This is a genomic window from Streptomyces sp. DH24 (assembly GCF_029813775.1).
Classification (GTDB): Bacteria; Actinomycetota; Actinomycetes; order Streptomycetales; family Streptomycetaceae; genus Streptomyces.
Map to the genome: position 1 here is coordinate 23,967 of NZ_JARVKW010000001.1, position 22,771 is coordinate 46,737.

Below are 22,771 nucleotides of genomic sequence, written 5' to 3' on the forward strand. Positions count from 1 at the left end.
CTATCGGTCCCGTACCGGCCGGGGACATTCGGGCACCCACAGTGGCTTACGGGACTCACTGTCGGGTCCCTACAGAAACCCGTCGGGCCGCCTCGGGAAAGGTGTGGTCCGCGGGCGGCCCGGAAGGACATGATCGGAGGCAGCCAGGTCACGTCCACAGAAAGAGACGCCGGTGCCTCATACGATCGACGAAGCCTTCACGGCACTGCCCCTGCGCGCCCTCGCCGACGCCGCGCTCGCCCGGGCGCGGGCCCTGGGGGCGGAACACGCGGACTTCCGCTTCGAGCGGGTGCGCAGTGCCTCCTGGCGGCTGCGGGACGCCAAGCCGTCCGGGTCGTCGGACACCACCGACCTCGGATACGCGGTGCGGGTCGTGCACGGCGGCACCTGGGGGTTCGCCTCGGGTGTCGACCTGTCCATGGACGCCGCCGCGAAGGTCGCCTCGCAGGCGGTGGCGATGGCGAAGCTGTCCGCGCAGGTGATCAGGGCGGCCGGGTCCGACGAGAGGGTCGAGCTGGCCGACGAGCCGGTGCACGCCGACCGGACGTGGGTCTCGTCGTACGAGATCGACCCGTTCACCGTGCCGGACGAGGAGAAGGCCGGGCTGCTCGCCGAGTGGAGCGCGCGGCTGCTGGCGGCGGACGGGGTCGACCACGTCGACGCCTCGCTGCTCACCGTCCACGAGAACAAGTTCTACGCGGACACGGCCGGCACCGTGACCACGCAGCAGCGGGTGCGGCTGCACCCGCAGCTCACGGCGGTGGCGGTGGACGGCTCCAGCGGCGAGTTCGACTCGATGCGGACCATCGCGCCGCCCGTCGGCCGCGGCTGGGAGTACCTGACGGGCACCGGCTGGGACTGGGAGTCCGAGCTCGCCGAACTGCCGGAGCTGCTCGCCGAGAAGATGCGCGCCCCGAGCGTCCGCGCCGGGACGTACGACCTGGTCGTCGACCCGTCCAACCTGTGGCTGACGATCCACGAGTCCATCGGGCACGCCACCGAGCTGGACCGGGCCCTCGGCTACGAGGCCGCCTACGCGGGCACGTCCTTCGCCACGTTCGACCAGCTCGGCAGGCTGAGGTACGGCTCGGAGCTGATGAACGTCACCGGTGACCGCACCGCCGAGCACGGCCTGGCGACCATCGGGTACGACGACGAGGGCGTCGAGGCGCAGTCCTGGGACCTGGTGAAGGACGGGGTGCTGACCGGTTACCAGCTGGACCGCAGGATCGCCCGGCTGACCGGGTTCGAGCGGTCCAACGGGTGTGCGTACGCCGACTCCCCGGGGCACGTGCCGGTGCAGCGCATGGCCAACGTGTCGCTCAGGCCGGACCCGGCCGGGATGTCGACCGAGGACCTCATCGGGAGCGTGGAGCGGGGCATCTACGTCGTCGGCGACCGGTCGTGGTCCATCGACATGCAGCGCTACAACTTCCAGTTCACCGGGCAGCGCTTCTTCAGGATCGAGAACGGCAGGCTCGCCGGGCAGCTGCGCGACGTCGCCTACCAGGCGACCACCACCGACTTCTGGGGCTCCATGGCGGCCGTCGGCGGCCCCCAGACGTACGTGCTGGGCGGCGCGTTCAACTGCGGCAAGGCCCAGCCCGGCCAGGTCGCGGCCGTGTCGCACGGCTGCCCGTCCGCCCTCTTCAGGGGCGTCAACATCCTCAACACCACGCAGGAGGCCGGTCGATGAGCGCCCGCACCGAGGTCGGCCGGGGGTCCGGGGGTTGTCCCCCGGAACAGCACAGTCTCAACACCACGCAGGAGGCCGGTCGATGAGCGCCCGTGTCAGCAAGCCCCACGAGATCGTCGAGCGCGCCCTCGGCCTGTCCCGCGCGGACGGCTGTGTCGTCATCGCCGACGAGCACTCCACCGCCAACCTGCGCTGGGCGGGCAACGCGCTCACCACGAACGGTGTGACGCGCGGGCGGACGCTCACCGTCGTCGCGACCGTCGACGGCAAGGAGGGCACCGCCTCCGGCGTCGTGTCCCGGTCGGCGGTCACGGCCGACGACCTGGAGCCGCTGGTGCGGGCCGCCGAGGCCGCCGCGCGGGGTGCCGCGCCCGCCGAGGACGCGCAGCCGCTCGTGACGGGCGTGGCGCCGTCGCCGGAGTTCACGGAGGCGCCGGCCGAGACGTCGTCCGCGGTGTTCGGCGACTTCGCGCCGGCGCTCGGTGAGGCGTTCGCACGCGCGCGTGCCGGTGGCCGCGAGTTGTACGGCTTCGCCAACCACGAGATGGTCTCCAGCTATCTGGGCACCTCCACGGGCCTGCGGCTGCGGCACGACCAGCCGAACGGCACGCTGGAGCTGAACGCCAAGTCGCCGGACCGCGCCCGGTCGGCGTGGGCGGGCCGCTCGACCCGGGACTTCAAGGACGTCGACCCGGCGGCGCTGGACGCCGAGCTGGCCGTACGCCTGGGCTGGGCCGAGCGGCGGATCGAGCTGCCGGCCGGCCGGTACGAGACGCTGCTGCCGCCGACGGCCGTGGCGGACCTGCTGATCTACCAGATGTGGTCGGCGTCGGGCCGGGACGCGGCGGAGGGCCGCACGGTGTTCTCCAAGCCGGGCGGCGGCACGCGCGTGGGCGAGCGGCTGACCGGTCTGCCGCTGACGCTGCGCAGCGATCCGCACGAGCCGGGTCTGCAGTCGGCGCCGTTCGTGATCGCGCACTCCTCCGGCGGTGACCAGTCGGTGTTCGACAACGGGCTGCCGCTGACCGCCACGGAGTGGATGCGCCGGGGCGAGCTGACGCACCTGACGACCAGCAGGCACAGCGCCGGTCTGACCGGGCTGCCGGTGGCGCCGGGCATCGAGAACCTGATCCTGGACGGCGGCGAGGACCGCTCGCTGGACGAGATGGTCGCGGACACCGGGCGCGGGCTGCTGCTGACCTGCCTGTGGTACATCCGCGAGGTCGACCCGGCGACCCTGCTGCTGACCGGGCTGACCCGGGACGGCGTCTACCTCGTCGAGAACGGCGAGGTGACCGGCGAGGTCAACAACTTCCGGTTCAACGAGTCGCCGGTCGGCCTGCTGGGGCGGGCCACGGAGGCGGGACGCACGGAGCAGACCCTGCCGCGGGAGTGGAGCGACTGGTTCACCCGGGCCGCGATGCCGCCGCTCAGGGTCCCGGATTTCAATATGAGCTCTGTCAGCCGGGGCGTATAACCTCGTAGGCGTTCGCAGCCGGAGTCACCCGGCTGCCCGAAGATCACCAAGGAGACACGAGAACCGTGACGGACATCGTCGACGAGCTGAAGTGGCGCGGGCTGTTCGCCCTGTCCACTGACGAGGACGCTTTGCGCAAGGCGCTCGCGGACGGTCCCGTCACGTTCTATTGCGGCTTCGACCCGACGGCGCCGTCGTTGCACGTGGGGCACCTGGTGCAGGTGCTCACCGTGCGCCGGCTCCAGCAGGCCGGGCACCGGCCGCTGGCGCTGGTCGGCGGCGCCACGGGCCTGATCGGCGATCCGCGCCCGACCGCGGAGCGCACGCTGAACTCGCCGGAGACCGTGGCCGGCTGGGTCGAGCGGCTGCGCGGCCAGATCGAGCCGTTCCTGTCCTTCGAGGGCGAGAACGCGGCCGTGATGGTCAACAACCTCGACTGGACGCAGAACCTGTCCGCGATCGAGTTCCTGCGGGACATCGGCAAGCACTTCCGCGTCAACAAGATGCTGACGAAGGACTCGGTCGCCCGCCGTCTGGAGTCCTCCGAGGGCATCAGCTACACCGAGTTCAGCTACCAGCTCCTGCAGGGCATGGACTTCCTCCAGCTCTACCGGCGCTACGGCTGCACGCTCCAGCAGGGCGGCAGCGACCAGTGGGGCAACCTGACGGCCGGCCTCGACCTGATCCACCGCCTGGAGCCGGACGCCTCGGTGCACGCGCTGGCGACGCCGCTGATGACGAAGGCGGACGGCACCAAGTTCGGCAAGACCGAGGGCGGCGCCGTGTGGCTCGACCCGGAGATGACGACGCCGTACGCGTTCTACCAGTTCTGGTTGAACGTGGACGACCGGGACATCTCGGGCTACATGCGGATCCTGTCCTTCAAGTCCCGCGCGGAGCTGGAGGAGCTGGAGAAGCAGACCGAGGAGCGTCCGCAGGCCCGTGCCGCGCAGCGCGCGCTGGCGGAGGAGCTGACGACGCTGGTGCACGGCGCCGACCAGACGGCCGCCGTGATCGCCGCGTCCAAGGCGCTGTTCGGTCAGGGCGAGCTGGCGGAGCTGGACGACAGGACGCTGGCGGCGGCCCTGTCCGAGGTGCCGCACATCAAGGTCGCCGAGCTCGGCCCGGTGGTCGACCTGTTCGCCGAGGTCGGCCTGGTCGCCAGCAAGTCGGCCGCGCGGCGCACGGTGAAGGAGGGCGGCGCCTACGTGAACAACGTGAAGGTCACCGCCGAGGACGCCGTCCCGGCCAAGGAGGACCTGCTGCACGGGCGCTGGCTGGTGCTGCGGCGCGGCAAGAAGAACCTGGCCGCGGTGGAGGTCACCGGCGCCTGACCCGGTACCCGGCATGCGAAGGGGCGGTTTCCCGGTGGGAGACCGCCCCTTCGGCGTGGGTGAAACCGGGGTGCTGCGTGTCGCGTCAGGCCCGCTCCCTCTTCTTGCCCCGCATCGTCATGTAGGCCATGTCCACCAGGAAGACGATGACGACGGCGGCCGCGAGCTGGAAGGCGTGCCTCGCCCAGTCGATGCCCGCGGTCTCGTCCACGCCGAAGCCACGGGCGATCGCGTTGCCCGCGATGGCGCCCAGAATGCCGCAGATGGTGGTCAGCCACAGGGGACTGTGTTGTTTGCCCGGGATGATCGCCTTGGCGAGCAACCCCAGTACGAATCCCACGATGATCGCCCACAACCAGCCCATGGCTGCCTCCTCGTCCGGCTCGACGTGAGCATTACCGCCAGTCTCGGCCCGTCTGCCGCACGGCGCATTCCGGATTGGGCCGTACGGGGGACGGCGCAGGTCGTGGGGCCGCCAGGTGACGAGGCCCCGGTCTCGTGACCGGCGATCGCGCGGCGTACCGTGGGAGGGGTCCGGGCACGGCTTCCCCGACCGGCCTCGGACCGGGTGACGGGGCGGGGCGACAACGCGGGCGGATGGTGGACTGTGATGCGGAAACAACGTGACGGCGGCAACGCCCAGGTCTTCCGGATCACCGGGGCCCGGACAAGCCTCCAGGAGGACGTGCGCGGCCGGCAGCGCCGGTACGTCATCTCGATGACGGTCCGCACCCTGTCGGTGATCCTCGCGGCGACCCTGTGGAACGTGGAACGGCACGTCGCGATCGTGGCGCTGGTGCTGGGCGTGGTGCTTCCCTACGTCGCGGTGGTGATCGCCAACGCCGGGCGCGAGAACGCGCCGTCGCTGCCGTCGACGTTCGTCGTGGCGCCGACCCGGCCGATGATCGCGCCGCCCCGTACGGACGTCGGCACGACGGAATCCGTCCCGGAAGACGCGGTGTCCGACGCGATGCCGGGCGCCCGGAGTGAACGGCACGAAAACTCCTGAGGATACGTCCCGGCCGGAAGCGGAAGCGGGTTTCTCGCCAAAGCTCAGGAAATCCTCAGATCAATCGTGCCATTCCAGTGCCGGGCGGCGGGTTACCCGTGACATACTTCGTAAGCGCTCCGCATCCCCCGTCGGAGCGACGGACCGACGCCGGGCAGCTCCCCCCGTGGCTGCTCGGCGTCGCCCTGTCTGCGGACCTGTGAGACGACCTCGTGAGTGACGAAAACCCGATCTGCTCCGCCAAGGGCTGCCACGCCGACGCCGTGTGGGTGCTGGCCTGGAACAACCCCAAGCTGCACACCCCTGAGCGCCGCAAGACGTGGCTGGCGTGCGAGGAACACCGGGAGCACCTCTCGCAGTTCCTCGGGGTCCGGGGCTTTCTGAAGGACGTCGTCCCGCTGAGCGAGTGGCAGGCCCCCGAGGGCTCCGAGCGGCCGGGGGCCTAGCCTCCGATCGCGGACATCGGGCGGTCCGGCTGGACGAAGGACGGGTCGTCGAGGCCCGCGCCCGCCTTCTTGCCCCACATCGCCAGGCGCCAGATACGGGCGATCTCCTCGTCGGGTGCGCCGGAGCGCAGCGCCGCGCGCAGGTCGGTCTCCTCGCGGGCGAACAGACAGGTGCGGACCTGGCCGTCGGCGGTGAGACGGGTGCGGTCGCAGGCGGCGCAGAACGGGCGGGTGACGGAGGCGATGACACCCACGCGGTACGGTCCGCCGTCCACGAGCCAGCGCTCGGCGGGGGCGGAGCCGCGCTCCTCGGAGCCCTCGGCGGTGAGCTCGAAGCGGGTGCGCAGGGAGGTCAGGATGTCCCCGGCGGTGATCATGCCGTCGCGCTTCCAGCCGTGCTGGGCATCCAGGGGCATCTGCTCGATGAAGCGCAGCTCGTAGTCGTGCTCGACGGCCCAGGCGAGCAGGTCGGGGGCCTCGTCGTCGTTCAGTCCGGGCATCAGGACCGAGTTGACCTTGACCGGGGTGAGGCCCGCCGCGCGGGCGGCCTCCAGGCCTTCGAGCACGTCCTGGTGGCGGTCGCGGCGGGTCAGGGTCTTGAAGACGTCGGGGCGCAGGGTGTCCAGCGACACGTTCACCCGGTCCAGGCCTGCCGTCTTCAGTGCCTCCGCCGTGCGCCTGAGGCCGATGCCGTTGGTGGTGAGGGACATCTGGGGGCGCGGCTCCAGGGCGGCGACCCGCTCCACGATGCCAACCAGACCGGGCCGCAGCAGGGGCTCGCCGCCGGTGAAGCGGACCTCCTCGATGCCGAGGGAGGTCACCGCAATGTCGATGAGGCGGACGATCTCGTCGTCCGTGAGCAGGTCGGGCTTGGCCAGCCACTGCAGGCCTTCCTCGGGCATGCAGTAGGTGCAGCGCAAATTGCACCGGTCGGTCAGCGAGACCCTCAGGTCGGTGGCCACCCGGCCGTAGGTGTCGATGAGCACGTGGGCCCCCTCCCTCGTCACGGATCACGTTCCGCCGTCACAGTGAGCCTACGTGACGCCGCCGACAACGGCAGGGGCCCGATCCCACGACGTGCCGCGCGGCCGTGTCGTAGAGAGCTACGACACGGCCGCGTGCGAGGCGGGGTCAGTGCGCTCCGGTGCCGGTCAGGGACCGGACCTCCAGCTCCGCGTACTTGGCGGTGTCGGGCTCCTCCTTGGACAGGACGGTGCCGAGCCAGCCCATCAGGAAGCCGAACGGGATGGAGATGATGCCCGGGTTCTTCAGCGGGAACCAGGCGAAGTCGACGTCGGGGAACATCGCCTTGGGGTCGCCGGAGACGACGGGCGAGAACAGCACCAGACCGACGGCCACGACGAGACCGCCGTAGATCGACCACAGCGCGCCCTGGGTGGTGAACCGCTTCCAGAACAGGCTGTAGAGGATCGTCGGCAGGTTGGCGGAGGCCGCGACCGCGAAGGCGAGCGCGACCAGGCCGGCCACGTTCAGGTCGCGGGCCAGGGCGCCGAGCAGGATGGAGACGGCGCCGATGCCGATGGTGGCCAGCCGGGCCGCCCTGACCTCTTCCTTCTCGGACGCCGTCCCCTTCTTGATGACATTGGCGTAGATGTCGTGGGCGAACGACGAGGACGACGCCAGGGTCAGGCCCGCGACGACGGCGAGGATGGTGGCGAAGGCCACCGCCGAGATGGTGGCGAGCAGGATCGCGCCCCAGGCCGAGTCGACGCCGCCCAGGTGCAGGGCGAGCAGCGGGGCCGCCGTGTTGCCGGACGGGTTGGACGCGATGATCTCGTCCTGCGAGATGAGCGCCGCGGCGCCGAAGCCGAGCGCGATCGTCATCAGGTAGAAGCCGCCGATGATGCCGATGGCCCAGTTGACGGACTTACGGGCGGCCTTGGCGTTGGGCACGGTGTAGAAGCGGATCAGGATGTGCGGCAGGCCGGCGGTGCCCAGGACCAGGGCGATGCCGAGGGAGATGAAGTCCAGCTTGGAGGTGCCGGTGGCGCCGTACTGCAGGCCGGGCTCCAGGAAGGCGGCGCCCTTGCCGCTGTTCTCGGCGGCGGTGCCGAGCAGGTCGGAGATGTTGAAGTTGAACTTCAGCAGCACCAGGAAGGTGATCAGGAGCGTGCCGCCGATGAGCAGCACGGCCTTGACCATCTGGACCCAGGTGGTGCCCTTCATGCCGCCGATGGAGACGTACACGATCATCAGGATGCCGACGAGGGCGACGATGAGGATCTTGCCGGCGTCTGAGGTGATGCCGAGCAGCAGCGAGACGAGGACGCCGGCGCCCGCCATCTGGGCCAGCAGGTAGAAGATCGACACGACGATCGTGGAGGTGCCGGCCGCGGTGCGCACCGGGCGCTGGCGCATGCGGTACGCGAGGACGTCGCCCATGGTGTAGCGGCCGGAGTTCCGCAGCGGTTCGGCGACCAGCAGGAGGGCCACGAGCCAGGCGACCAGGAAGCCGATGGAGTACAGGAAGCCGTCGTATCCGAAGAGGGCGATGGCGCCCGCGATGCCGAGGAACGACGCGGCCGACATGTAGTCGCCGGAGACCGCGAGGCCGTTCTGGAAGGCGCTGAACGAGCGTCCGCCCGCGTAGAAGTCGGCGGCGTCCTTGGTCTGCCGGCCCGCCCAGACGGTGATGAAGAGGGTCGCGACCACGAAGATCGCGAACAGGGTGATGATCAGTGGCCGGTGCTCGCTGGCCTCGTTGGCCGCCAGGGTCGTCGCGAGGTTCATGCGCGGTTCTCCATCCGGGACTTGATGGCCTCGGCCTTGGGGTCGAGCTTCGCGGCGGCGTGCCGCGAGTACCACCAGGCGATGAGGAACGTGGTGACGAACTGGAGGATGCCGAAGACGAAGGCAACGTTGATGTTGCCGAACAGCTTGGTGCCCATGAAGCCGCCGGCGTAGTTCGACAGCAGGACGTACAGCAGGTACCAGGCGATGAAGGCGACGGTCAGCGGAAAGGCGAACGACCGGTAGGAGCGGCGCAGTTCACCGAATTCCGCGCTCTGGTGCACCTCGGCGAACTCCTCGGCGGAGGGTAGGACGTGCGGCTCTTTCGAGGGGGGCGGTGCGTCGGTGGCCACGGAGTCTCCTCGCGTTGCGGATGCGGTTTCGGCAAAGGGGCGGGGGCGAGTGTCCTCGCCTTCCCTGCACAAGGTCACGGCGCCACGCGAGGACCGGTTCAACTCCTTTCGACTTCTTTCCCAAGTCGCGTCCGGCAGGTCATTGCTGGCCAGCGACATGGGGAGATAGCTTCACCTCGGCACCAATCGTCATGTACCTGCCCGAGCACCACCTGTGTCTCGGGCCGGTTTCGTTTCCGGATGATGTGGAGACCCCATGGCTCATCTGCGTTCCAGACGCACTCTCGCGCTCGCCGTTCCCGTCGTGCTGTCGCTGACCGCTTCGCTCGGCTTCCTGCCGGCCGCCGCGTCGGCCGCCCCGCAGGCGGAACCCGCCGCGCGGGCCGCGGACGCGCCCAGGCTGACGTACGTCGTCAACACCTCGACGGACCGGGACACGATCGCGGCGGTGACGAAGGCCGTCACCGCGGCCGACGGCACCGTCGTCGCCACGTACGACAGGATCGGCGTGCTCGTCGTCCACTCGGCGAACCCGTCCTTCGCACAGCAGATGCGCGCCGTGCGCGGCGTGCAGTCGGCGGGCGCGACCCGTACGGCGCCGCTGACCGCCGCCGGTACGACGGACGAGGGCGCCGTCCAGATGCTGTCGGACGAGCAGGCCGCGCGCACCGCGAGTGCCTCCGCCGCGACGGAGGGCAGCGAGCCTCTTGAGGCCGACCAGTGGGACCTGCGCGCGATAGGCGCCGACCAGGCCTCGCGAATAAACCCCGGCAGCAGCAAGGTGACCGTCGCCGTGATCGACACCGGCGTCGACGACACCCACCCGGACCTCGCCCCGAACTTCTCCGCGGCCCAGTCGGCGAACTGCGTGGGCGGCAAGGCCGACACCAGCGAGGGCGCCTGGCGCCCGTACACCTCCGACGACTACCACGGCACGCACGTGGCCGGTGAGATCGCCGCCGCGCGCAACGGCGTCGGCGTGGCGGGCGTCGCCCCGGGCGTGAAGGTGTCCTCCATCAAGGTGAGCGAGCCGGACACCAGCCTCTTCTATCCGGAGGCCGTGGTCTGCGCCATGGTGTTCGCCGCCGACCACGGCGTGGAGATCACCAACAACAGCTATTACATCGACCCGTACCTGTACAACTGCATGGACGACCCCGACCAGCGGGCCGTCGTCGACGCGGTGAACCGGGCCCAGCTGTACGCCCAGAAGAAGGGCACCCTGCACATCGCGTCCGCGGGCAACTCCAACCACGACCTCGGCTCGGACGCGATCGTCGACAAGTCCAGCCCCAACGACACCACTCCGGTCGAGCGCACCATCGACCCGAGCGAGTGCCTGGACCTGCCGACCCAGCTGCCGGGCGTCGTCACGGTCAGCGCGACGGGCGTGCAGAACCTCAAGTCGTACTACTCCTCGTACGGTTACAAGGTCGCCGACGTCGCCGCGCCGGGCGGTGACCGGCTCTACCAGATCCCGGACACGCCGTCGAAGAACGGCCGCATCCTGTCCACCATGCCGAACGGCCAGTACGCGTTCCTGCAGGGCACCTCGATGGCCTCGCCGCACGCCGCGGGTGTCGCCGCGCTGCTGAAGTCGAAGTACCCGCACGCCCGCCCGGCCCAGTTGCAGGCGCTGCTGAAGGCGCAGGCCGACAACCCGGGCTGCCCCGAGTCGTACGACCAGAACGGTGACGGCACGCAGGACGCCGTGTGCGAGGGCGGCCCGCGTGTGAACGGCTTCTACGGCTTCGGCATCGTGAACGCGCTGCGCGCGGTCAAGTGACCGGCGCCCGCCGGAACCTCCCGCACGGCCCTCTCGTACCGCGAACGAACTGGAGACACCTCATGACCGCGCCTCACCCGCGCTTCCGTCGCGCGATCGCCATTCCGGCCGGGATGGCGATGGCGACGGCGCTCGCGTTCCTGCCGAACGTCACCGCGTCCGCCGCGGAGACCCCCGGGCAGGCCGCCGCGGACGCGACCTCGCTCAGCTACGTCGTCAACATCCGCCAGGGGCAGGCCCCTTCCGCCGCGCTGAAGAAGGCCATCGGCGAGTTCGGCGGCACCCTCGTGACGTCGTACGACCGGATCGGCGTCGTCGTCGTCCACTCCTCCAACCCCGACTTCGCCGAGCGGATACGCACGGTGCGCGGGGTGCAGTCGGCCGGTGCCACCCGTACCGCGCCGCTGCCCGCGCAGTCGACGACCGACGTGGGCACGCCGAAGGTGCTCAGCGCGGCCCAGGCGGCCGGTGCGCAGGCCGTGGCCGGGCAGGACCCGCTGGAGCCGCTGCAGTGGGACCTGCCCGCCATCAAGGCGGACAAGGCGCACGAGAAGTCGCTGGGCAGCGACAAGGTGACCGTGGCGGTCATCGACACTGGTGTCGACGACACCCACCCGGACCTGGCGCCGAACTTCGACCGCGCCGCGTCCGTGAACTGCGTGTCGGGCAAGCCGGACACCTCCGACGGCGCCTGGCGGCCGGGCGCCACGGAGAGCCCGCACGGCACCCACGTGGCCGGTGAGATCGCCGCGGCCAAGAACGGCATCGGCATGACGGGCGTCGCGCCCGGCGTGAAGGTCTCCGGCATCAAGGTGTCCAACCCGGACGGCTTCTTCTACACGGAGGCCGTGGTCTGCGGCTTCGTGTGGGCGGCCGAGCACGGCGTCGACGTCACCAACAGCAGCTATTACACCGACCCGTGGTACTTCAACTGCACGGACGACCCGGACCAGAAGGCGCTCGTCGAGGCCCTCACCCGGGCGACGAAGTACGCGGAGAAGAAGGGCGCGGTCAACGTCGCGGCGGCCGGCAACGAGAACTACGACTTCGCCGCCGACGAGATCACCGACCCGGTGTCGCCCAACGACAGCACGCCCACCGAGCGGGTGATCGACCCGTCGGAGTGCTACGACATCCCGACCCAGCTGCCCGGTGTCGTCACGGTCGCGGCGACCGGCGCGAAGGGCCTGAAGTCCTCCTTCTCCAACCACGGCCTCGGCGTGATCGACATCGCCGCTCCCGGCGGCGACCGCACGGTGTACCAGACGCCGGCGCCGCCCGCCGTGGACGGCCGCATCCTGGGCACGATGCCCGGCGGCACCTGGGGCTACATGGCCGGTACGTCGATGGCGTCGCCGCACGTCGCGGGCGTCGCCGCGCTCATCAAGTCGACGCATCCGAAGGCCTCTCCGGCCGAGGTGAAGAAGCTGCTGTTCGCGCAGGCCGACGCCACGTCGTGCACGGACCCGTACGACATCAACGGCGACGGCAAGATCGACGCGGTGTGCGAGGGCACGAAGAACCGCAACGGTTTCTACGGCTGGGGCATGACCGACGCGCTGGACGCGGTGACGAAGTAGCCGCACCGGTCGCACCGGTGACGGTGTGAGCGACGGGGCCGGGCCAGATGCCCGGCCCTTTCGCGTGTCCAGCCCCTTTCGCGTGCGCAGCCCTTTCGCGCGTCCGGCCGCCCGGCGGCACACGGGCGTCGCGCTACCGCCGTCGCCCTCCTTGACTTGCCCGGGTCCGGGCGGGCTGGTGAAGATCCTGGGGTGAGCCTGACAAGATCCACTCCGGAGGTGGCCGGCGCGGGCGGACCCGCGGCACGCGCCGGGGCGGGCCGCGCCGTCGCCGTCCTCGCGCTGGTGGCGCTGTCGGCACTGACGCCCCTGCTCGGCCCGTCCGCCGCGCTGCACGGCACCGGGGAGGCCGCCGCGCCCGGCTCGGGAGGCGTCGCCCTGCTGCGTACGGTGCTGTTCGCGGCGCTGGCCGTGCCGGTGGGCGAGCTGTTCGTGAACCGGCTGGCGCGCGCGGTGCCCGGTGCTCCCCCGGCGGCGCCGCGCAGTTGGGGGGTGGTCGCGGCGGGCGCCGGATTCGTCGCCGCGCTCGGCCTGGCCTCGGTGGTGTCCACCGGCAATCTCGTGCCGCACGACCTCGCGGACCTGGACGTCGGCGGTCTCCACGCCTCGCGGGAGGGCAGGCTCGCGCTCCTGGAGGTCAACGCGTTCGTCGTGGCGGGACTGTGCGCGCACTCGCGCCGCCCGGCCACCCAGCTGTGGCCGCTGGCCGCCGTCGTCGTCGCGGAGGCGCTGCGCGCCCATCCGGCATCCGAGCACACTCCCCTGACCGGTGCCGCGCTGACCCTGGTGCACCTGACGTGCGCGGCGCTGTGGACGGGCGGCCTGCTGCACGCGCTGCGCACCCTGCGTCACTGGGGCACCCCGGGGCCGGGCGCCGCGCTGCTGGGTCTCTACGCGCGCGTGGCGGCGGTCCTGCTGGCGGCCGTCACGGCGACGGGCGTGTGGAGTTCACTGCGCCGGATGCCGCCCGAAACGATCCTGGATCAGCTGACGACGACGGCGTACGGGCGGGCCCTGCTCGCCAAGCTGCTGCTGGTGGCGGTGGTCGCGGGGCTAGCCCTGCGCGCGAGACTCCTGCTGCGCCGCGCGGCCGACCCGCTCACGGCGTGCGCACCGGCACGCGCGGAGGTCGCCGTCCTGGCGCTGGTGGTCGCGCTGTCGGGCCTGCTGACGGCACTTCCGCTGCCGATCCGCTGGTGAACGCGGGGGGCATGGCGGGGCTGCCGCCCGACCCGCCGGTGCACACCGGCGTGTACGACCGCTGCCGATCCGCTGGTGAGCGCCGGGGTGCATGGCGGGGCTGCCGCCCGACCGCCGGAGAACACGAGGCGCGCGACCGGCCGCCGCCGATCCGCAGGCGATCTCCGAGGCGCACGACAGGGCCGCCGTCCTCCTCCCCCCGGCGAACACCGGCGTGCACGCCAGGCTGCCGCCGACCCGCCGGTGGACATCGAGGCGCACGACAGGGCCGCCGCCGATCCACACGCGAACGCCGATGGTGCCGAGGACTTCCGCCGGGCCGCTCCCGGTGCTCAGGGCGTCGCGCCGGACGTCGCCGGAGCCGGTCGGGGGCGCCGGGCGGCGAGCAGGGCGGCGGTGAGCAGGGACTGTGCCGCGACGTAGGTCAGCATGACCCAGAAGTCGGGGCGCGGGAGCTGCGGCCAGTCGGCGATGCCGGTCGCGATGAGCGTGTCGGAGAGCAGGAACAGTGCCCCGCCGAGCCCGGCGACGACCCCGATCCGGACGGCCGCCGTGCAGGCCATGGCCGTGAGCAGGGCGCTGTAGAGGGCGACGGGGACCCGGAGGCCGGCGGGCAGGTCCGGCCACAGCAGGGCGACGGTGCCGGCCAGGGCGACGGCGTAGCCGGGGACGAGGAGCCGGGCACGCGCGCGTAGGGGCGCCCCGGCGCGGACGTACGGCCCGAACAGGGCGAGGTAGCAGACGTGTCCGGCCGCGAAGCAGCCCATGCCGGCGAGGAAGGCGGCATCCGCGTCGAACAGCAGCAGGGTGTCGCCGGCCCAGCCGAAGAGGAGCGCGGCCACCAGCAGGCGGGGCGCGCCGGAGGCCGCGGCCCAGGCGGCCAGCAGCGGCATCAGCAGGGGCTTGGCGATCGTGTGGGCGGTGTCGTGGCCGGCGACGAGGGCGGTGAGGTCGACGGCGACGACGAGGGCGAATGTGGCGAGCAGAACGCGTGACGGGTTCACGCGGCCGAGGTCTCCTCGACGGGTGCCGTCGCGGGCGGGGCGGGCTGCCAGCCGGGGCCGCGGAAGACCCGCCCGGCCCGCTCGCGCCAACTCCGGGCCGCCTTGAGGTCCTTGGCGATGGCGACGTACTCGTGCGTGGCGACCTTCAGCGGGTTGTACGTGGTGATGTTCTTCGTCAGTCCGTACACCGGCCGCTCGGTCTCGGGCACGAAGGAGCCGAACAGCCGGTCCCACACGATGAGGATGCCGCCGAAGTTGCGGTCCAGATAGCCGCCCTGGGAGGCGTGGTGCACCCGGTGGTGGGAGGGCGTGTTGAAGACGCACTCGAACCAGCGGGGCATCCTGTCGATGCGCTCGGTGTGGATCCAGAACTGGTAGACGAGGTTCGCCGAGGAGCAGAACGCGAGGGCCGCCGGGTGCACACCGCAGAGGATGAGGGGGACGTAGAACGGCCAGACCGTCAGCGAGGTCCAGGGCTGGCGCAGCGCGGTGGTGAGGTTGAACTTGCGGCTGGAGTGGTGGACCACGTGGCAGGCCCACAGGATGCGGATGACGTGGTGGCCGCGGTGCGACCAGTAGTAGAAGAAGTCCTGCGCGAGCAGCATCAGCGGGACCGTCCAGAGCAGCACCGGCACGCGCAGCGGTGTGAGCTCGTAGAGCGCCGTGTAGATGGCGACGATCGGGATCTTCCATAGGAAGTCGAAGGCGAGGCTGCCCAGGCCCATGCCGACGCTGGTCGCGGCGTCCTTCGCCTCGTAGCCCGCCGCCTCCTCGTCGGGATGGAGGCGCACGCTGATCATCTCGATCACGGTGAGCAGCACGAAGGCGGGTATCGACCACAGCACGACATCGGGCAGGTTCGGCATGAGTGCACCGTAGGACCGCGGGGCGGGCCACGGCCAGGGGTTGTTACCGACAAGTATTACCTCGGGTACGCGCTTACTTGTTGGCGATCTCCGCCAATGGACACCTCGGACCGGTGAGCGAACGCCTTGCCGGAACGCCCCGGACGCCCGCCGGACGCCCGCCGCGCGTCGGACGCCCGCCGCGCCCAGCAGCGACCCGGCGAGGCGGGTCACGCCCCCGGCTCCGGCACCGCGGGCGGGCGAACCCTCCGTCACTTGTGGTGTGGTTCCGGGCATGTGACGCCGGGTTCGGTGTGCCCCTCCCGGCCCGCGCTGTCAGTCGCGGCCCGTATCCTCAGGGACCATGCTCGAAGACCGCATGACGACCGCAGCGTCCCCGGCTGCGTGGCCGGCCGCGTATCCCCAGGGATACGCGGTCGTTGACGTGGAGACCACCGGCCTCGCACGGGACGACCGGATACTCTCCGCGGCCGTCTACCGGCTGGACGCGCGCGGTGAGGTCGAGGACCACTGGTACACGCTGGTCAACCCGGAGCGCGACCCGGGCCCGGTGTGGATCCACGGTCTGACGAGCGACGTGCTCGAAGGCGCGCCCCTCTTCCGCGACGTCGCCGAGGAGTTCACGGACCGGCTGCGCGACCGGGTGCTCGTCGCGCACAACGCCGTCTTCGACTGGCAGATGATCGCGCGTGAGTACGCGCGCGCGGAGCGCGAGGCGCCGGTGCGGCAGCGGCTGTGCACCATCGCGCTGTCGAAGGAACTCGGCCTGCCGCTGCCCAACCACAAGCTGGAGTCGCTCGCCGCCCACTTCGGCGTGGTGCAGCAGCGCGCCCACCACGCGCTGGACGACGCGCGCGTGCTGGCGGAGGCGTTCCGGCCCAGCCTGCACGCCGCCGCGGCGGGCGGTCTGCGGCTGCCGCTGCACGAGTGCCGGCCGCTGACCGAGTGGTCGGACCGGCCCACGCCGCGCATCGGACAGCAGGGTGGCCCCGGCGGCTACCGGGCGACCAGTTGGCGCCCCTCCCGCCGAAGGCCCGCCTGCCCCTATCCCAACCCGGGCCGCTACGAAGAGGGCAGGCCCCTCAAGCAGGGAATGCGCGTGGCGTTCTCCGGGGACACCTCCGTCGACCGCGAGCTGCTGGAGGACCGGGCGACCGAGGCCGGGCTGCACGTCGCGTCGAGCCTGTCCCGGCTGACCAGCCTCCTCGTCACGAACGACCCGGACTCGGGCACCTCGAAGGTCGTCAAGGCCCGGCAGTACGGCACACCGGTGGTCGACGAGGCGGCCTTCGGACAACTGCTGCGGGACGTCGAACCCGCGGACGGGTGACCCGTACGGACGGGTGATTGCCGGGCGACTCGCCCGGCGCCCGCTCGCCCGCGCGGCGCCGAGCGCCCACGCTGTGGCGCATGGCACGTTGCGAGGTCTGCGGAAACGACTACGGCATGACGTTCGAGGTGCACGCGCAGGGCGCCGTCCACGTCTTCGACTGCTTCTCCTGCGCCATCCACCGCATGGCGCCCATCTGCGAGCACTGTCGCGTCCAGATCATCGGGCAGGGCGTCGAGGTCGAGGGCCACTGGTACTGCGGCGCCCACTGCGCCCGAGCCGAGGGGAAGGCGGGCATCGTCGACAAGGTCTGAAGCAGTACCCGGCGCGAAAGACCCCACGACCGAGTTGTACGGTCGTGGGGTGTACCGCTTCCTGTTGTCCCGGCAGTGGGTGATCCTCACGCTGGTCGCCCTCCTCCTCATCCCCACGATGATCAGGCTGGGCATCTGGCAGATGCACCGCTACGAGCAGCGCACCGACCGGAACCAGCTGGTCTCCGACGCCCTGGCCGCCGACCCGGTGCCCGTGGAACAGCTCACCGCCCCCCACGACGCCGTCACCACCGGCGAGCGGTACCGCACCGTGACCGCCAGGGGACACTTCGACACCGACGACGAGGTCGTCGTCCGCCGCCGCACCAACTCCGACGAAGAGGTCGGCTACCACGTCCTGACCCCGTTCGTCCTGGCGGACGGCAAGATCCTGCTGGTCAACCGCGGCTGGATCCCCGCCGACGGCCCGAGCCAGACCGACTTCCCCACCGTCCCCGCACCGCCGCGCGGCGAGATCACCGTCACCGGGCGGCTGATGCCGGACGAGACGACCGAGGCGAGCGGCATCAAGGACCTCAAGGGCCTGCCGGACCGGCAGATCATGCTCATCAACAGCGAGCAGGAGGCCCGGCGCCTCGACGCCCCGGTGCTGGGCGGCTACATCGTGCAGACCGCGCCCGAGCCGAAGGGCGGCACCCCGGAACCGATCGGCGAGCCCGGCCGCGAGAACGCCGCGCTGAACTACGCGTACGCCGTCCAGTGGTGGCTGTTCGCCGCGGGCGTCCCGGTCGGCTGGTTCGTCCTGGTCCGCCGCGAGATGCGCGAGCGCGCCGAGGCGGCGGCCAAGAGCGGCACGGACGAGGCCACGGACGCGGAACACGCCGCGGTGTGACCGACGGCCACCGCCGGACGACCGCCCCGGTGTAACCGACGTCACAGTCCTCGCGTCACCCGCCCGGCCCGGTGCTGATTGCGGCACAGGTCCGCCGGGCACCCGCACTTGGTGCACCCCCACATCGAGGACTACGCACTCATCGGCGACGAACAGACCGCCGCGCTCGTCGGCCAGGACGGCTCGGTCGACTGGCTGTGCCTGCCCCGCTTCGACTCGGCCGCCTGCTTCGCGAAGCTCCTCGGCGACGAGGACAACGGACACTGGCGCATCGCCCCCGAGGGCGCGGAGCTGTGCACCCGCCGCGCCTACCGCCGCGACACCCTGGTCCTGGACACCGAGTGGGACACCCCGCAGGGCAGCGTGCGCGTCACCGACCTGATGCCGCAGCGCGACCGCGCACCCGACCTCGTCCGCGTCGTCGAGGGTCTCAGCGGCGAGGTCACCGTGCACAGCGTCCTGCGGTTGCGCTTCGACTACGGCTCGATCGTGCCGTGGGTGCGCCGCGTGGACGGCCACCGGGTGGCCGTCGCCGGCCCGGACTCGGCGTGGCTGCGCGCCGAGCCCGAGGTGCCCACCTGGGGCGAGGAGTTCGGCACGCACTCGGAGTTCACCGTCGCCGCCGGCGAGAAGGTCGCGTTCGTCCTCACCTGGCACCCCTCGCACGAGCCGCGCCCCCCGCTGGTCGACCCGTACGAGTCGCTGGAGCACAGCGTCGCCGACTGGCGGGCGTGGGCGGCACGGTGCCGCTACGACGGGCCGCACCGGGACGCCGTCATCCGTTCCCTGATCACGCTGAAGGCACTGACGTACGCGCCGACCGGCGGCATCGTCGCCGCGCCCACCACCTCCCTGCCCGAGGAACTGGGCGGCGTGCGCAACTGGGACTACCGGTACTGCTGGCTGCGCGACGCGACCCTCACCCTGGGCGCGCTGGTGTCGGCCGGCTACCAGGAAGAGGCCGAGGCATGGCGGAACTGGCTGCTGCGCGCCGTCGCCGGCTCCCCCAGGGACCTCCAGATCATGTACGGGCTGGCGGGTGAGCGACGGCTGCCGGAGTTCGAACTGCCGTGGCTGTCCGGCTTCGCCGAGTCGACGCCCGTCCGGATCGGCAACGACGCCGTGAACCAGCTGCAGCTCGACGTGTACGGCGAGGTCATGGACTCCCTGGCGCTGGGCCGCCGTTCGGGGCTGTCCGCCAAGCCTGACGTGTGGGCGGTGCAGCGGGCGATGATGGACTTCCTGCGCACGGCGTGGCGGCAGCCCGACGAGGGGCTGTGGGAGGTGCGCGGCGGCCGCCGGCAGTTCGTGCACTCCAAGGTGATGGTATGGGTGGCCGCCGACCGGGCGGTGCGCGCGCTGGAGGAGCACCCGGAGCTGCCCGGCGACCTGGACGGCTGGCGGGCGATGCGCGACGAGGTGCACCGCGAGGTCTGCGAGCGGGGCTACGACCCGGAACGCAACACCTTCACGCAGTCCTACGGTTCGCGCGAACTGGACGCCGCGCTGCTGCTGATCCCGCGCGTGGGCTTCCTGCCGCCCGACGACCCCCGGGTGCTGGGCACCATCGAGGCGATCCGCGAGGACCTCGGCCACCACGGCTTCCTGCACCGGTACACCGCCGACGAGACGGTCGTGGACGGCCTGCCCGGCGGCGAGGGCACCTTCCTCGTCTGCTCCTTCTGGCTCGCCGACGCGCTGCACGCCACGGGCCGCACCAAGGAGGCCCGCGAGCTGTTCGAGCGGCTGGTGGAGCTCACCAACGACGTCGGTCTGCTGGCCGAGGAGTACGACCCGGTGGCCGGCCACCAGCTCGGCAACTTCCCGCAGGCGTTCAGTCACATCGGACTGGTGCACACCGCCCTCGCCCTGTACGGGGAGGACGGGGCAGGATAGGGGCCATGGATCTTGGACTGAAGGACCGGGTGTACGTCGTCACCGGGGCCACCCGGGGCCTCGGCAACGCCGCCGCGCGCGAGCTCGTCGCCGACGGCGCGAAGGTGGTCGTCACGGGGCGGGACGAGAAGACCGTGGCCGAAGCCGCCGCCGCGCTCGGCCCCGACGCGGTGGGTGTCGCCGCGGACAACGCCGACCCGCGGGTGGCCGAGCGGCTGATCGCCGCCGCCCGTGAGCACTTCGGCGGCTTCCACGGTGTCCTCGTCAGCGTGGGCGGGCCGCCGCCGGGGTTCGTCGCGGACACCACGGACGAGCAGTGGCAGGCGGCGTTCGAGTCGGTGTTCCTCGGGGCGGTGCGGCTCGCGAGGACGGCCGCGACGGAGCTGGACGAGGGCGGCGTCATCGGGTTCGTGCTGTCCGGCTCGGTGCACGAGCCGATCCCGGGCCTGACCATCTCCAACGGGCTGCGCCCCGGCCTCGCCGGTTTCGCGAAGTCCCTCGCCGACGAGCTGGGCCCGCGCGGCATCCGCGTCGTCGGCCTGCTGCCGGGCCGCATCGACACCGACCGGGTGCGGGAACTGGACGCGCTGTCCGCCGACCCGCAGGCGACCCGCACGGCCGCCGAGTCGCGCATCCCGCTGCGGCGGTACGGCGCCCCGCAGGAGTTCGGCCGCGCGGCGGCATTCCTGCTCTCCCCGGCGGCCTCGTACCTGACGGGCATCATGCTGCCGGTGGACGGCGGGGTACGGCACGGATTCTGAACGCCGGTCCCCTGCCGCCCGGCGTGAGCCGACGGGTGGGGCGGGGTGCCTGACGGGCATCGAACTGCCGGGACGGCGCGGCGTACGGCACGAATCCTGACCGCCGGGGCCATGCCGCCCGCCCGGCGTCAGCCGACGGGTGGGGCGCCGTGCCGGACGGGCACCGAGTTGCCGGGGACGGCGGTGGCGGGAGGCACCAATCCTCACCGCCGGGGCCATGCCGCCCGGCAAGCCGACGGGTAGGGCGCCGTGCCGGACGGGCACCGAGCCGCCGGGAACGGCGGTGGCGGGAGGCACCAATCCTGCCCCGGGGCCAGTCGCTCTGCGTCAGCCGACCCATACGGCCCGGTATCTGACGGGCACCAAGCTGCCGGGGGGACGGCGCGCGGCGCGTACGGCACGAACCCTGGCCGCCGCGCCCGTGCCGCCCGGCGTCAGCCCACCCGTTCGGCGCGGTGTCTGGCGCCCTTGAGCCGTACCTCGGCCGGCAGGGACGCCAGGCCCGCCGAGTCGCGGGCGTGGGCGAGGGCCCCGGTCGTCAGCCGGTGCAGCGCGGTGCCCGGGGCGACGTGCGGCGCCAGCAGCAGCCGGACCCGGGCCGAGGGCGCGCTGCGACGGCCGGTCAGGGCGACATCCGCGCGTTCGACGCCGTCCATGGCGCCCGCGTCCTGCGCGACGACGCCCTCCAGGGCGCGCCCGCGCAGCAGGGCGCCCTCGCCGTCGCCCGTGTCGACCAGCACCTCGGCCAGGCGCCGCCGGCGCAGCACCGCGAGCAGCCACCACAGGGCCAGCAGCACCAGGACGGCGAGCGCGGCGAGGACGGCCGGCCACCACCAGCCGGCGTCCCGCCAGCGGGTCCGCTCGGCCGCGTTCAGCAGGACGTCGTGGCGCCCGTGGTGGATCCACCACGACGGCGCCGGCGCGCCCAGCCCGATGGCCAGCACGGAGCCGCCGACGGCGAGCAGGACGAGTCCCAGCAGGCCCAGCAGCACACGGTTGACGGTCCTGAGCACGGCCCTCACCCCTTCTTCCTGCCGGGCCGCCGGACCTGCACCGACAGCGCGGGCGGCCGGGCCATGCCGAGCCCCCGGACCGCCTCGGCGAGCGCGTCGTCCAGGTCGGCGCGTACGTCGTCCAGCGCGCGGAAGTGCGACACCGCGCGGACGTCGGCCCGGGAGCGGCGCATCCGCACCCGCGCCGACTGCACCCCGGCCACCTCCATGGCCCGGTCCCGCAGCACCAGGGCGGCCGCGTCCCGGTGCAGCCCGGCGCGCACGTCGGCGTGCGGTCGCCGCATCGGCAGCAGGTCCCGCAGACCGGGCGTGACGGCCAGCACGACCAGCCACAGGCCGAGGGCGGCGGCGACCCCGGCGCCCACCAGCACCCAGAAGTCGTCCAGGTGCCGCTGTGCGAGCTGCCGGGCCAGTTCGCGGCGCCAGCCCATGGCGGGCCGGTCGACGCGCACGGCCGCGACGTCGTACAGCAGCAGTCCGGTCCCGGCCAGGAGCAGCAGCGCGACGATGCCCGCGGGGACGCGGCGCGCCGACCAGAACCGTCCGCTGCCGCCGGCGTCGCCGTCGAGCGCGGGCGGCGCGTCGTACGCGGCGGACGCCGACTGGTCCGGGCGGCCCGGTCCGTCGCCGGGGCCGGTGTCCTTCTCGATGACCGGCATCCGCCGTGTGGTCCCCTCGGAGCCCTCGGGCTCGCTCATCGGGTCCTCCCCTGTGCCGCGCCGTGCGCCGGGGGCAGGTGCAGCCGCTCCACCCGGACCGCGACCTCCGGCACCTTCATGCCCACCAACGTGCCTACCCGTTCGGCGACTTGGCGACGCACCTCGCGGCAGCGGGCGCCGATGTCGCAGGGGTAGTCGAGTTCGACGTGTACGAGGACGCGGGCGACGCCACCGGGCGTGCCCGCCGCTCGGCCGGCGGCGGGGAGCATGGCCACCGTGGCGTGCGGCGGCCTGCCGTCCGGCGTCGGGGCGCCCAGTGCCTCGCGTGCCGCCTGTGAGGCGATCTTCGCGACGACCCGGTCGGCGATCCGGGTCGCCCCGCGCTCACCCGGCGGCTCACCGGCCCGGGGGGTGCGGAACACCTCGGCCGCGGTACTCACCGG

At 72.2% G+C, this 22,771-nt stretch carries 22 protein-coding genes; 13 read left to right on the forward strand and 9 right to left on the reverse strand.

Going from position 1 to position 22,771, the window contains the following annotated elements:
• Window positions 1-172 precede the first annotated feature (172 nt).
• The 3 genes from QC282_RS00130 to tyrS all read left to right on the forward strand — a co-directional run bounded on the left by QC282_RS00130 (window position 173) and on the right by tyrS (window position 4,507).
• Window positions 173-1,696, forward strand: a complete 1,524-nt coding sequence (locus tag QC282_RS00130; protein WP_279547032.1) for a TldD/PmbA family protein — start codon at window positions 173-175, stop codon at window positions 1,694-1,696.
• A gap of 82 nt (window positions 1,697-1,778) precedes the next feature.
• Window positions 1,779-3,173: a metallopeptidase TldD-related protein gene (locus tag QC282_RS00135; RefSeq protein WP_279547033.1), complete on the forward strand. Its 1,395-nt coding sequence runs from the start codon at window positions 1,779-1,781 to the stop codon at window positions 3,171-3,173.
• A gap of 65 nt (window positions 3,174-3,238) precedes the next feature.
• A complete protein-coding gene (tyrS, locus tag QC282_RS00140) occupies window positions 3,239-4,507 on the forward strand; it encodes a tyrosine--tRNA ligase (RefSeq protein WP_279547034.1) in 1,269 nt (422 codons plus the stop codon).
• Window positions 4,508-4,592: 85 nt separating this feature from the next.
• Here tyrS and QC282_RS00145 read toward each other — a convergent pair whose 3' ends face one another.
• A complete protein-coding gene (locus tag QC282_RS00145) occupies window positions 4,593-4,871 on the reverse strand; it encodes a GlsB/YeaQ/YmgE family stress response membrane protein (RefSeq protein ID WP_279547035.1) in 279 nt (92 codons plus the stop codon).
• Window positions 4,872-5,117: 246 nt separating this feature from the next.
• Between QC282_RS00145 and QC282_RS00150 the strand changes: the two genes are divergently transcribed.
• On the forward strand, window positions 5,118-5,516 hold the full coding sequence (locus tag QC282_RS00150) for a DUF3099 domain-containing protein (RefSeq protein WP_279547036.1): 399 nt from the start codon (window positions 5,118-5,120) through the stop codon (window positions 5,514-5,516).
• A 212-nt stretch (window positions 5,517-5,728) separates the two neighbouring features.
• Window positions 5,729-5,962: a hypothetical protein gene (locus QC282_RS00155; RefSeq protein ID WP_279547037.1), complete on the forward strand. Its 234-nt coding sequence runs from the start codon at window positions 5,729-5,731 to the stop codon at window positions 5,960-5,962.
• Here the strand turns inward: QC282_RS00155 and moaA are convergent.
• The 3 genes from moaA to QC282_RS00170 all read right to left on the reverse strand — a co-directional run bounded on the left by moaA (window position 5,959) and on the right by QC282_RS00170 (window position 9,066).
• On the reverse strand, window positions 5,959-6,948 hold the full coding sequence (moaA, locus tag QC282_RS00160; RefSeq protein WP_279547327.1) for a GTP 3',8-cyclase MoaA: 990 nt from the start codon (window positions 6,946-6,948) through the stop codon (window positions 5,959-5,961). The two genes, QC282_RS00155 and moaA, sit on opposite strands and share 4 nt — an antisense overlap.
• A 145-nt stretch (window positions 6,949-7,093) precedes the next feature.
• On the reverse strand, window positions 7,094-8,713 hold the full coding sequence (locus tag QC282_RS00165) for a cation acetate symporter (protein WP_279547038.1): 1,620 nt from the start codon (window positions 8,711-8,713) through the stop codon (window positions 7,094-7,096).
• Window positions 8,710-9,066, reverse strand: coding sequence for a DUF485 domain-containing protein (locus QC282_RS00170; protein ID WP_279547039.1), 357 nt, complete (start codon window positions 9,064-9,066; stop codon window positions 8,710-8,712). Before QC282_RS00170 ends, QC282_RS00165 begins: the two co-directional genes overlap by 4 nt.
• Before the next feature lie 256 nt (window positions 9,067-9,322).
• Here QC282_RS00170 and QC282_RS00175 point away from each other — a divergent pair, with 256 nt between their 5' ends.
• From QC282_RS00175 to QC282_RS00185, 3 genes are all read left to right on the forward strand, one after another.
• Window positions 9,323-10,852, forward strand: a complete 1,530-nt coding sequence (locus tag QC282_RS00175) for a S8 family serine peptidase (RefSeq protein WP_279547040.1) — start codon at window positions 9,323-9,325, stop codon at window positions 10,850-10,852.
• Between the two features lie 62 nt (window positions 10,853-10,914).
• Window positions 10,915-12,432, forward strand: a complete 1,518-nt coding sequence (locus QC282_RS00180) for a S8 family serine peptidase (protein ID WP_279547041.1) — start codon at window positions 10,915-10,917, stop codon at window positions 12,430-12,432.
• A 192-nt stretch (window positions 12,433-12,624) separates the two neighbouring features.
• Window positions 12,625-13,632, forward strand: coding sequence for a CopD family protein (locus tag QC282_RS00185; protein WP_279547042.1), 1,008 nt, complete (start codon window positions 12,625-12,627; stop codon window positions 13,630-13,632).
• A 332-nt stretch (window positions 13,633-13,964) separates the two neighbouring features.
• Here the strand turns inward: QC282_RS00185 and QC282_RS00190 are convergent, their stop codons facing one another.
• Both QC282_RS00190 and QC282_RS00195 read right to left on the reverse strand, forming a co-directional pair.
• Window positions 13,965-14,636 carry a lysoplasmalogenase gene (locus QC282_RS00190; protein WP_279547043.1) on the reverse strand — a complete coding sequence of 224 codons (672 nt, stop codon included), beginning with the start codon at window positions 14,634-14,636 and terminating at the stop codon, window positions 13,965-13,967.
• Window positions 14,633-15,502, reverse strand: coding sequence for a sterol desaturase family protein (locus tag QC282_RS00195; RefSeq protein WP_279547044.1), 870 nt, complete (start codon window positions 15,500-15,502; stop codon window positions 14,633-14,635). The genes QC282_RS00190 and QC282_RS00195 overlap by 4 nt, the downstream gene beginning before the upstream one ends.
• A gap of 343 nt (window positions 15,503-15,845) precedes the next feature.
• Here QC282_RS00195 and QC282_RS00200 point away from each other — a divergent pair, with 343 nt between their 5' ends.
• From QC282_RS00200 to QC282_RS00220, 5 genes are all read left to right on the forward strand, one after another.
• The gene (locus tag QC282_RS00200) at window positions 15,846-16,832 is read left to right on the forward strand and encodes a DEDDh family exonuclease (protein ID WP_279547045.1); all 987 of its coding nucleotides are present in this window, start codon (window positions 15,846-15,848) and stop codon (window positions 16,830-16,832) included.
• Between the two features lie 80 nt (window positions 16,833-16,912).
• Entirely contained in the window at window positions 16,913-17,146 is a 234-nt protein-coding gene (locus QC282_RS00205; protein WP_079168513.1) for a hypothetical protein, read from the forward strand.
• A 49-nt stretch (window positions 17,147-17,195) separates the two neighbouring features.
• Window positions 17,196-17,999: an SURF1 family protein gene (locus QC282_RS00210; RefSeq protein WP_279547046.1), complete on the forward strand. Its 804-nt coding sequence runs from the start codon at window positions 17,196-17,198 to the stop codon at window positions 17,997-17,999.
• A gap of 111 nt (window positions 18,000-18,110) precedes the next feature.
• Complete coding sequence (locus tag QC282_RS00215; protein ID WP_279547047.1) at window positions 18,111-19,895, forward strand: glycoside hydrolase family 15 protein; 1,785 nt, start codon at window positions 18,111-18,113, stop codon at window positions 19,893-19,895.
• A 5-nt stretch (window positions 19,896-19,900) separates the two neighbouring features.
• Complete coding sequence (locus QC282_RS00220; RefSeq protein WP_279547048.1) at window positions 19,901-20,656, forward strand: SDR family oxidoreductase; 756 nt, start codon at window positions 19,901-19,903, stop codon at window positions 20,654-20,656.
• 434 nt (window positions 20,657-21,090) lie between these two features.
• Here the strand turns inward: QC282_RS00220 and amaP are convergent, their stop codons facing one another.
• The 3 genes from amaP to QC282_RS00235 are packed head-to-tail and all read right to left on the reverse strand — an operon-like array spanning window position 21,091 to window position 22,768.
• Entirely contained in the window at window positions 21,091-21,678 is a 588-nt protein-coding gene (gene amaP / locus QC282_RS00225; RefSeq protein ID WP_279547049.1) for an alkaline shock response membrane anchor protein AmaP, read from the reverse strand.
• Window positions 21,675-22,367 carry a DUF6286 domain-containing protein gene (locus tag QC282_RS00230; RefSeq protein WP_279547050.1) on the reverse strand — a complete coding sequence of 231 codons (693 nt, stop codon included), beginning with the start codon at window positions 22,365-22,367 and terminating at the stop codon, window positions 21,675-21,677. Before QC282_RS00230 ends, amaP begins: the two co-directional genes overlap by 4 nt.
• Window positions 22,364-22,768, reverse strand: a complete 405-nt coding sequence (locus QC282_RS00235) for an Asp23/Gls24 family envelope stress response protein (protein WP_279547051.1) — start codon at window positions 22,766-22,768, stop codon at window positions 22,364-22,366. The genes QC282_RS00230 and QC282_RS00235 overlap by 4 nt, the downstream gene beginning before the upstream one ends.
• Between the last annotated feature and the right edge of the window lie 3 nt (window positions 22,769-22,771).

What these genes read in the sequence shown, in the direction of transcription:
- QC282_RS00205 (WP_079168513.1), top strand. Translation starts at nt 16,913, where the DNA reads ATGGCACGTTGCGAGGTCTGCGGAAACGACTACGGCATGACGTTCGAG.
- QC282_RS00175 (WP_279547040.1), top strand. Translation starts at nt 9,323, where the DNA reads ATGGCTCATCTGCGTTCCAGACGCACTCTCGCGCTCGCCGTTCCCGTC.
- QC282_RS00150 (WP_279547036.1), top strand. Translation starts at nt 5,118, where the DNA reads ATGCGGAAACAACGTGACGGCGGCAACGCCCAGGTCTTCCGGATCACC.
- QC282_RS00195 (WP_279547044.1), bottom strand. Translation starts at nt 15,502, where the DNA reads ATGCCGAACCTGCCCGATGTCGTGCTGTGGTCGATACCCGCCTTCGTG.
- QC282_RS00145 (WP_279547035.1), bottom strand. Translation starts at nt 4,871, where the DNA reads ATGGGCTGGTTGTGGGCGATCATCGTGGGATTCGTACTGGGGTTGCTC.
- QC282_RS00135 (WP_279547033.1), top strand. Translation starts at nt 1,779, where the DNA reads ATGAGCGCCCGTGTCAGCAAGCCCCACGAGATCGTCGAGCGCGCCCTC.
- QC282_RS00220 (WP_279547048.1), top strand. Translation starts at nt 19,901, where the DNA reads ATGGATCTTGGACTGAAGGACCGGGTGTACGTCGTCACCGGGGCCACC.
- QC282_RS00165 (WP_279547038.1), bottom strand. Translation starts at nt 8,713, where the DNA reads ATGAACCTCGCGACGACCCTGGCGGCCAACGAGGCCAGCGAGCACCGG.
- QC282_RS00180 (WP_279547041.1), top strand. Translation starts at nt 10,915, where the DNA reads ATGACCGCGCCTCACCCGCGCTTCCGTCGCGCGATCGCCATTCCGGCC.
- QC282_RS00230 (WP_279547050.1), bottom strand. Translation starts at nt 22,367, where the DNA reads ATGAGCGAGCCCGAGGGCTCCGAGGGGACCACACGGCGGATGCCGGTC.
- QC282_RS00200 (WP_279547045.1), top strand. Translation starts at nt 15,846, where the DNA reads ATGCTCGAAGACCGCATGACGACCGCAGCGTCCCCGGCTGCGTGGCCG.